The sequence below is a fragment of the Rhodoblastus sp. genome, assembly GCF_019449565.1.
Lineage (GTDB): Bacteria > Pseudomonadota > Alphaproteobacteria > Rhizobiales > Beijerinckiaceae > Rhodoblastus.
This window is the reverse complement of sequence record NZ_JAGRPM010000001.1, coordinates 1-10,122: the sequence shown is the minus strand read 5'-3', so window position 1 is coordinate 10,122 and position 10,122 is coordinate 1. Positions and strand designations below refer to the sequence as shown.

Annotated in this window: 5 protein-coding genes; all 5 read right to left on the bottom strand. The window is 62.7% G+C overall.

Going from position 1 to position 10,122, the window contains the following annotated elements; all coding sequences use genetic code 11:
* Positions 1-54: 54 nt before the first annotated feature.
* Positions 55-417 (bottom strand): hypothetical protein, encoded by a 363-nt coding sequence (locus QZ409_RS00025; RefSeq protein WP_296706001.1) that lies wholly within the window; start codon positions 415-417, stop codon positions 55-57.
* A gap of 142 nt (positions 418-559) precedes the next feature.
* Entirely contained in the window at positions 560-4,765 is a 4,206-nt protein-coding gene (rpoC, locus tag QZ409_RS00020) for a DNA-directed RNA polymerase subunit beta' (RefSeq protein WP_296706000.1), read from the bottom strand.
* A 158-nt stretch (positions 4,766-4,923) separates the two neighbouring features.
* Positions 4,924-9,057 (bottom strand): DNA-directed RNA polymerase subunit beta, encoded by a 4,134-nt coding sequence (gene rpoB, locus QZ409_RS00015; RefSeq protein WP_296705998.1) that lies wholly within the window; start codon positions 9,055-9,057, stop codon positions 4,924-4,926.
* 221 nt (positions 9,058-9,278) lie between these two features.
* The gene (gene rplL / locus QZ409_RS00010; protein WP_283367505.1) at positions 9,279-9,656 is read right to left on the bottom strand and encodes a 50S ribosomal protein L7/L12; all 378 of its coding nucleotides are present in this window, start codon (positions 9,654-9,656) and stop codon (positions 9,279-9,281) included.
* 56 nt (positions 9,657-9,712) lie between these two features.
* On the bottom strand, positions 9,713-10,122 hold a 410-nt coding region (rplJ, locus tag QZ409_RS00005), incomplete at its 5' end, for a 50S ribosomal protein L10 (RefSeq protein WP_296705988.1).

Below are 10,122 nucleotides of genomic sequence, written 5' to 3'. Positions count from 1 at the left end.
TGACCTGCGGGGAGCAAACTTTGAGAGCCGAAAGATCGGCTCAGGTGGCCGGCTTCATTTCGGAATGGTGGCCGACATCAAATCGGAAGCACGGCCGGCTTCAAATCGGAATCGGTGGCCGGATTGAATCGGAATTCGCACGCAGTTATACCCACCGCCGATGTGGCAATAGCTGAAACTGGCCTGAACGCCGGTTCCACCGCTCGATACCGCTAGCACTCCATCGGCCTTCCAGAGGCCGTGGACCCAGCCGCCGCCGTAAGCGGCTCCGATCAGCATGGCTGCCCAAATGATAACGAGCGACGGCCAGCCTCCCGTCGACGCGCCGCGAACATATGCGCGCTCCTTCGGCCAGCGCCGTTTCCGCACGCCGCCAAACCCGACGCGCACCACGTTATCTCGCCGTTTCGATCCCATGCTCCAATCATGCACGGCGCAAAACGCGCGTCAAAGCGAAGGCGAAGGCAGCCCACAGGTCGTTCAAGACGCACCGTAACGCCGAGGGCGCGAGTAAATGCCCAAAGAAAAAGGCCGCCCTCTCGGGCGGCCTTGATTTGGATCATTCCGCTGCAGGAAGCTGCGGCGGCGCGGCGGAGGCTTCCGCCTTCTGCTGCAGGATGAGATCGTCGCGCGTCGTGGCGATATGGCGCAGTTTCGCCATAGCCGCGCCTGTGCCCGCCGGGATGAGACGGCCGACGATGACATTTTCCTTGAGGCCTTCCAGCGTGTCGATCTTGCCATTGACCGCGGCTTCCGTGAGGACGCGCGTGGTTTCCTGGAAGGAAGCGGCCGAGATGAAGGAGCGGGTCTGCAGGCTCGCCTTGGTGATGCCGAGCAGAACCGGCGTTCCGGAAGCCGGACGCCTGCCCTCTTCGATGGCCTTTTCGTTGGCCTCGTCCATTTCCATGCGATCGACCTGCTCGCCGGACAGGAAGTCGGTCTCGCCGGGATCGGTGATATCGACCTTCTGCAGCATCTGGCGGACGATCACCTCAATGTGCTTGTCATTGATGCTCACGCCTTGCAGGCGATAGACTTCCTGGATCTCGTTGACGAGATAGGCCGCCAGCTCCTCGACGCCCTTGATCGCAAGGATGTCATGCGGCGCCGGGTTGCCGTCGACGATGTAATCGCCCTTTTCGACAATGTCGCCATCCTGCAGATGGATGTGCTTGCCCTTGGGGATCAGATATTCGACGGGCTCGACGCCATCCTCAGTCGGGATGAGCGACAGGCGCTGCTTGTTCTTGTAATCGCGGCCAAACTGCACCGTGCCGCCGATCTCCGCGATGATCGCGTGATCCTTGGGACGGCGCGCCTCGAACAATTCCGCGACACGCGGCAGACCGCCGGTGATGTCGCGGGTCTTGGCGCTTTCGAGCGAGATACGGGCGATAACATCGCCGGCCTGCACCGTCGAGCCGGGATCGGCCGCCAGGATCGAATCCACCGGCAGCGTGTAGCGGGCTTCGCCGCCGCGCGCCAGTTTCAGGATCTTGCCGTCCTTGCCCTTGATCACCAGGCAGGGCTTGAGGCTCGACGAACGGGCGTTCATGCGCCAGTCCATGACCATGCGCTTGGCGATGCCGGTCGCCTCGTCCACCGTTTCCGCGAGCGACTGGCCATCGACAAGGTCTTCGTAGCCGATGACGCCCTCGACCTCGGTGAGGATCGGACGGGTATAGGGGTCCCATTCCGCCACGCGCTGGCCGCGCTTGACCTGGTCGCCCTCGTCAACCTTGAGCCGCGAGCCATATTGAACGCGGTGCACCGCGCGCTCGGTTCCGTCCGGACCGCAGATGACCACGGCGACATTGCGCGCCATGACCATGAGGTCGCCGTCCGAATTCCGCGCGACATGGCGGTTGCGCAGCTTCACGACGCCGTCGAAATTGGCCTCGATGAAGGAGCTGTCCGCGATCTGCGCCGCGCCGCCGATGTGGAAGGTGCGCATGGTGAGCTGGGTGCCCGGCTCGCCGATTGACTGCGCCGCGATGACGCCGACCGCTTCGCCCATGTTGACGGGCGTGCCGCGCGCCAGATCGCGTCCGTAGCAAGCCGCGCAACAGCCGTTCTTGGCCTCGCAGGTCAGCACCGAGCGGATCTTCACTTCCTGGATGCCGGCCGCATTGATGCGGTCGATATGCCATTCCTGGATCATCTCGCCGGCCTTGACGATGACCGCGCCGTCCTGGTCGAGCAGGTCCTCGGCCGTGAAGCGGCCAAGGATGCGGACCGCCAGCGACGCTACGATCTGGCCGGCGTCGATGATCGCCCGCATCCGGATGCCGTTCGTCGAGCCGCAATCATAGGAGGTGATGATCGAATCCTGCGCCACGTCGACGAGGCGACGGGTCAGATAGCCCGAGTTCGCGGTCTTCAACGCGGTGTCCGCGAGGCCCTTGCGGGCGCCGTGGGTCGAGTTGAAATATTCGAGAACGGTCAGGCCCTCTTTGAAGTTCGAGATGATCGGGCTCTCGATGATCTCGCCCGAGGGCTTGGCCATCAGGCCGCGCATGGCGGCGAGCTGCTTCATCTGCGCGGGCGAGCCACGCGCGCCGGAATGCGACATCATGTAGATCGAGTTGATCGGCTTGTCGCGGCCGGCGTCGTCCTTCCGGACGGCCGAGATGCGGCCCATCATTTCCTCGGCGAGCTTATCGGTGCACTTCGCCCAGGCGTCGACGACCTTGTTGTACTTCTCGCCCTGGGTGATGAGGCCGTCGTTGTACTGCTGCTCATATTCCTTGGCGAGGCTGCGCGTCTCCTCGACGATGCGGCCCTTCGTCTCCGGCACGACCATGTCGTCCTTGCCGAAGGAAATGCCCGCCTTGCAGGCTTCGCGGAAACCAAGGCCCATGATCTTGTCGCAGAAGATCACCGTCTCCTTCTGACCGCAGTTGCGGTAGACGGTGTCGATCATCCCCGAGATTTCCTTCTTGGTCATGAGCTTGTTCATGACGTCGAAGGGGATCTTGTTGTGGTCAGGCGCGAGCTGGCCGAGGATCATGCGGCCGGGCGTCGTGTCGAAAATTTTCGAGACGCGCTTGCCGTTCTCATCGAAGGTCCAGGCGCGGCCCTTGATCTTGGTGTGCAGGGTGATGGCCTTGGCGAACAGCGCGTGCTCGATTTCGGCCATGTTGGAATAGATGCCCTGCAGCGGCGCCTTGGTGACCGGATCCTCGAGATACTGGCCCGGCTCGCCGTCACGGACGAGGGTCAGGTAATAGAGTCCGAGCACGATATCCTGCGACGGCACGATGATCGGCAGGCCGTTCGCGGGGTGCAGGATGTTGTTGGTCGACATCATCAGCACGCGCGCTTCCAGCTGCGCTTCCAGCGACAGCGGGACGTGCACGGCCATCTGGTCGCCGTCGAAGTCGGCGTTGAAGGCGGCGCAGACCAGCGGATGCAGCTGGATCGCCTTGCCTTCGATCAGCGTCGGCTCGAAGGCCTGGATGCCGAGGCGATGCAGCGTCGGCGCGCGGTTGAGCATCACCGGATGTTCGCGGATCACCTCGTCGAGGATGTCCCAAACCTCCGGCTTTTCCTTCTCCACCAGCTTCTTGGCCTGTTTCACAGTGGCCGAGAGGCCCTTGGCGTCGAGGCGCGAATAGATGAAGGGCTTGAACAGTTCGAGCGCCATCTTCTTCGGCAGGCCGCACTGGTGAAGCTTGAGCTCCGGACCGACGACGATGACCGAGCGGCCAGAATAATCGACGCGCTTGCCGAGCAGGTTCTGGCGGAAGCGGCCCTGCTTGCCTTTGAGCATGTCGGCGAGCGACTTCAGCGGACGCTTGTTGGCGCCGGTGATGACGCGACCGCGGCGGCCGTTGTCGAACAGGGCGTCGACCGCCTCCTGCAACATGCGCTTTTCGTTGCGGATGATGATGTCAGGCGCACGAAGCTCGATCAGCCGCTTCAGGCGGTTGTTGCGGTTGATGACGCGGCGGTAGAGATCATTGAGATCCGAGGTCGCGAAACGCCCGCCGTCAAGCGGCACGAGCGGACGCAGGTCCGGCGGGATGACCGGAACCTCGGTGAGGATCATCCATTCGGGCTTGTTGCCCGAATTGATGAAGGCCTCGATGATCTTGAGGCGCTTGGCGAGCTTCTTGGGCTTCAGCTCCGTGGTCGCTTCCGCGATCTCGACCTTGAGCTGGGCTGCGATGCCTTCGAGGTCGAGTCCGCGCAGCAATTCGCGGATCGCCTCGGCGCCGATCATGGCCGTGAAGCTGTCCTGCCCATATTCGTCCTGGGCGATGACATATTCTTCTTCGTTCAGCAGCTGACGGGGCTTGAGGGGCGTCAGGCCGGGCTCGATGACGATATAGGATTCGAAATAGAGAATGCGCTCAAGATCCTTGAGCGTCATGTCCATCAGCAGGCCGATGCGCGACGGCAGGCTCTTCAGGAACCAGATATGCGCGACGGGCGCGGCCAAGGAGATATGGCCCATGCGGTCGCGGCGTACGCGAGAAAGCGTGACTTCGACGCCGCACTTCTCGCAGATGACGCCCTTGTATTTCATGCGCTTGTACTTGCCGCACAAGCACTCGTAATCCTTGATCGGGCCAAAGATGCGCGCGCAGAACAGACCGTCGCGCTCCGGCTTGAAGGTCCGGTAGTTGATCGTCTCCGGCTTCTTGATCTCGCCGAACGACCAGGAGAGAATTTTTTCCGGGCTGGCGATGGAGATTTGAATCTGATCGAAAGCCTGAGGCGCGACGACCGGATTGAAGAGATTCATGACCTCTTGATTCATCACTGTCTCCTGGGCTGGCGATTCCGACGGCTGTGGCGGAATCCCGCTCCGAATTTGGGCGCTTCCGGGAGGCGCCTTCGCCTCCCGTCTTGGCGGACAACGAGGCGTTTACGCCTCCCGTCCCGGCGAAAAGGGAGGCGTCAGCGCCTCCCTGCTATTTACTCGGCGGCTTCGGCCGGCGGCAGTTCTTCGGTCCCCGGCGGCAGGGACTGGTTCAACTCGACATTAAGGCCGAGCGAACGCATTTCCTTGACCAGCACGTTGAAGCTTTCCGGGATGCCGGATTCGAACGTGTCGTCGCCGCGCACGATGGACTCGTATACCTTGGTGCGGCCCGCCACGTCGTCCGACTTGACCGTGAGCATTTCCTGCAGCGTGTAGGCCGCGCCATAGGCTTCCAGCGCCCAGACTTCCATTTCGCCGAAACGCTGGCCGCCGAACTGGGCCTTGCCGCCCAACGGCTGCTGCGTGACGAGCGAATAAGGCCCGATCGAGCGCGCATGGATCTTGTCGTCCACCAGATGGTGCAGCTTGAGCATGTAGATCACGCCCACCGTCACCTTGCGGTCGAACGCCTCGCCGGTGCGGCCGTCGTAGAGCACCGTCTGGCCGGAGCCGTCGAGGCCCGCCTGTTCCAGCATCTCCACGATGTCCGGCTCGCGCGCGCCGTCGAAGACGGGGGTCGCGATCGGCACGCCGCGCGTCAGGTTCTGCGCGATCTCGACCAGTTCGTAATTGCCGACCTGGTCCAGATCGCCCGTTGCGGCGCCCTTGCCATAGAGCTCGACCAGCTTCTGCCGCAGCGGCGCGGAATCGAGCGAACGCTGATAGACGTTGATCGCTTCCGCGACCTGCTTGCCGAGGTTGCGGCAGGCCCAGCCCAGATGCGTCTCGAGGATCTGCCCGACATTCATGCGCGAAGGCACGCCGAGCGGATTGAGCACGATGTCGACAGGCGTGCCGTCGGCGAGGAAGGGCATATCCTCCTGCGCCAGGATGCGCGAGACGACGCCCTTGTTGCCGTGGCGGCCCGCCATCTTGTCGCCTGGCTGGATCTTGCGCTTCACGGCGACGAAGACCTTGACCATCTTCATCACGCCGGGAGACAGCTCGTCGCCGCGCTGAAGCTTCTCGACCTTGTCGAGGAAGCGGCTTTCCAGCCCCTTCTTCGCCTCGTCATACTGTTTCCGCATGGCTTCGATCTCGCCCATCACGGCGTCGTCGTCCACGGCGAACACCCACCATTGCGAACGGGGATATTCGTCGACCAGCTCGCGGGTCAGGGCCTGCTCCTTCTTGAAGCCCTTGGGGCCGGAAAGAGCCGTCTTGCCGATCAGCATGTCGGCCAGGCGCGCATAGACGTTGCGGTCGAGGATCGCCAGCTCGTCGTCACGATCCTTGGCGAGACGCTCGATCTCCTCGCGCTCGATCGCCTGGGCGCGCTCGTCCTTGTCGACGCCGTGGCGGTTGAACACGCGCACTTCGACGATGGTGCCCTGCACGCCCGGAGGAACGCGCATCGAGGTGTCGCGAACGTCGGAAGCCTTTTCGCCGAAGATGGCGCGAAGGAGCTTTTCTTCCGGCGTCATCGGGCTTTCGCCCTTTGGCGTGATCTTGCCGACGAGAATGTCGCCCGCCTGAACTTCCGCGCCAATATAGACGATGCCGGCCTCGTCGAGATTCTTCAATGCTTCTTCCGAAACGTTGGGAATGTCGCGGGTGATTTCTTCCGGACCGAGCTTGGTGTCGCGGGCCATCACCTCGAATTCGTCGATATGGATCGACGTGAAGATGTCTTCCTTGACGATCTTCTCGTTGAGCAGGATCGAATCTTCGAAGTTGTAGCCGTTCCACGGCATGAAGGCGACGACCACATTGCGGCCGAGCGCGAGATCGCCCATGTCCGTCGAGGGCCCGTCGGCGATGATGTCGCCCTTGCTGATCAGGTCGCCCACGCGCACCAGCGGACGCTGGTTGATGCAGGTCGACTGGTTCGAGCGCTGGAACTTCATCAGGCGGTAGATATCAACGCCGGGACGGCCCGCGTCGAGTTCTTCCGTGGCGCGGATGACGATACGGGTCGCGTCGATCTGGTCAACCACGCCGGCGCGGCGAGCCGCGATGGCGGCGCCCGAGTCGCGGGCGACCACGCCTTCCATTCCGGTGCCGACCAGTGGCGCATCGGCGCGAACCAGAGGCACGGCCTGGCGCTGCATGTTCGAGCCCATCAGCGCGCGGTTGGCGTCATCGTTCTCAAGGAACGGGATCAAGGCCGCGGCGACCGAAACGAGCTGCTTCGGCGACACGTCCATGAAATCGACATGGTCGGGCGTGAGCATGACCACGTCGCCGGCGCGGCGGCAGACCACGAGATCTTCGGTCAGGCGGCCATCGTCGCCGAGCGCGGCATTGGCCTGGGCGACCGAATATTTCTGTTCTTCCATCGCCGAGAGATAGACGACCTCGTCCGAAACGAGTCCATCCTTCACTCGGCGATAGGGCGCCTCGATGAAACCGTATTTATTGACGCGCGCAAAAGTCGCGAGCGAGTTGATAAGACCGATATTCGGCCCTTCGGGCGTCTCGATCGGGCAGATGCGGCCATAGTGGGTCGGATGAACGTCGCGGACTTCAAAGCCGGCGCGCTCGCGGGTCAGACCGCCCGGACCCAGAGCCGAGAGGCGGCGCTTGTGGGTGATTTCCGAGAGCGGATTGGTCTGATCCATGAACTGCGACAGCTGGGACGAGCCGAAGAACTCGCGCACGGCGGCGGCCGCCGGCTTGGCGTTGATGAGATCCTGCGGCATGATCGTGTCGATATCGACCGAGGACATGCGCTCCTTGATGGCGCGCTCCATGCGCAGCAGGCCGAGGCGATATTGATTTTCCATCAATTCGCCGACCGAGCGGACGCGGCGGTTGCCAAGATGGTCGATATCGTCGATTTCGCCACGGCCGTCGCGCAGATCCACCAGGGCCTTGACCACGGCGAGAATGTCTTCGCGGCGCAGGACGCGGGTCGTGTCCGGGCAATCAAGGTCGAGACGCATGTTCATCTTGACGCGTCCGACCGCCGAGAGGTCATAGCGCTCTGAATCGAAGAACAGCGAATGGAACATCGCTTCCGCGGAATCGATGGTCGGCGGTTCACCGGGACGCATCACGCGGTAGATGTCGAACAGGGCCTCTTCACGCGAGCTGTTCTTGTCGACAGCCAGCGTGTTGCGGATATAGGGGCCGACATTGATATGGTCGATGTCGAGGATCGGCAGCTCGTCGAAGCCGAGACCGAGCAGCGTCTCCAGCGACTTGGCCGTGATTTCTTCACCCGCCTCGACGAAAATTTCGCCGGTTTCCGGATTGAAAAGATCTTCGGCGATGAATTGGCCGTACAGGTCCTCGTCAACCGCACGGATGAACTTCACGCCGCGCTCGGAGATCTGGCGGGCGGTGCGCGCGGTCAGCTTCTTGCCGGCCTCGACCACCACATCGCCCGTGTCGGCGTCGATGATGTCGACCACCGCCTTGGTGCCCTTCAGGCGCTCGCCATCGAAAGGCAGGCGCCAGCCGTCCTTCTCGCGCTGATAGGCGACCTTCTTGTAGAAGGCCGACAGAATTTCCTCGCCATCGAAGCCGAGGGCGTAGAGCAGCGACGTCGCCGGAATCTTGCGGCGGCGGTCGATGCGGGCATAGACGATGTCCTTGGCGTCGAATTCGATATCGAGCCAGGAGCCACGATAGGGAATGATGCGCGCGGCGAACAGCAGCTTGCCGGAGGAATGGCTCTTGCCCTTGTCGTGATCGAAGAACACGCCAGGCGAGCGATGCATCTGCGAGACGATGACGCGCTCGGTGCCATTGACGATGAAGGTGCCGTTCGACGTCATGAAGGGCATGTCGCCCATATAGACGTCCTGCTCCTTGATGTCCTTGACCGACTTGGCGGCGGTGTCCGGGTCCACATCGAACACGATCAGGCGGAGCGTGACCTTGAGCGGCGCGGCGAAAGTCATGCCGCGCTGGCGGCATTCGTCCACGTCATATTTCGGCGGCTCAAATTCATATTTCACGAATTCCAGCAAAGCCGTGCCCGCGAAATCCGAAATCGGGAACACAGACTTGAACACGGCCTGCAATCCCTCGTCGTCGCGCCCGCCCTTGGGGGCCTCGACCATCAGGAATTGATCGTAGGATGCCTTCTGCACTTCGATCAGATTGGGCATGACCGCGACTTCGCGGATATGACCGAAGAATTTGCGGACACGCTTCCGGCCGGTGAACGTTTGCGCCATATCGCTCCTCGTCCCTCATTTTCAGGCGGGCTGAAATGCCTCTCGCCTCCCCGGCGTCGCCGGGACGCGCGGAAAATCCGCGCATATTCCTGGGAAGGATCGGAGGCCTCCCCACCTCTTCGAAACCGGCGCGAGAACATGTCCCGTGACGGCCGCGACGGCCCCGGGGAAACCCCGGAGCCGTCTTTTTCATCAGAAGGCCAAAGCCCTCGAAAGCATAATTACTTGAGCTCGACCTTGGCGCCGACCTTCTCGAGGGCGGCCTTGATCTTGGCGGCGTCTTCCTTGGACGCGCCTTCCTTGACGGGCTTCGGAGCGCCTTCGACGAGGTCCTTGGCTTCCTTGAGGCCCAGACCGGTGATGGCGCGGACTTCCTTGATGACTTCGATCTTCTTGTCGCCGGCGGCGGCGAGAACGACCGTGAACTCGGTCTGCTCTTCGGCCGGAGCGGCGGCGGCGGCGGCGCCAGGAGCGGCGGCGACGGCGACGGCGGCAGCGGCCGAGACGCCCCACTTCTCTTCAAGAAGCTTGGCCAGTTCAGCGGCTTCGAGAACGGTGAGGGCCGAAAGCTCTTCGACGATCTTTTCGAGGTTAGCCATTTTCAGTTCCTGTATATCTTGGGTTTGGTTCGATGATTTTCAATGCCGGGCCAGGATCAGGCCGCATCCTTGTTGGCGTAAGCCCCGAACACACGCGCCAGCTTGGCCGCAGGCGCGGTCGAGAGCTGCGCGATCTTGGTCGCCGGGGCCGAGATGAGGCCAACCAGCTTCGCGCGCAGTTCGTCGAGGGAAGGCATGGTCGCAAGCGACTTCACGCCATCCGGGTTCAGGACAGTCGCGCCCATGGCGCCGCCGAGGATGACGAACTTGTCGAAATCCTTGGCGAACGCGGCTGCGACCTTGGGCGCCGCCACCGGATCGTCCGAATAGGCGATCAGGGTCGGTCCCTTGAGCAGGGAGCCGATCGAGGCGACGTCGGTGCCTTCGAGGGCGATCTTGGCAAGGCGGTTCTTGGCGACCTGAACGCTCGCGCCAGCTGCCCGCGCCTGCTTGCGCAGGTTCTGGA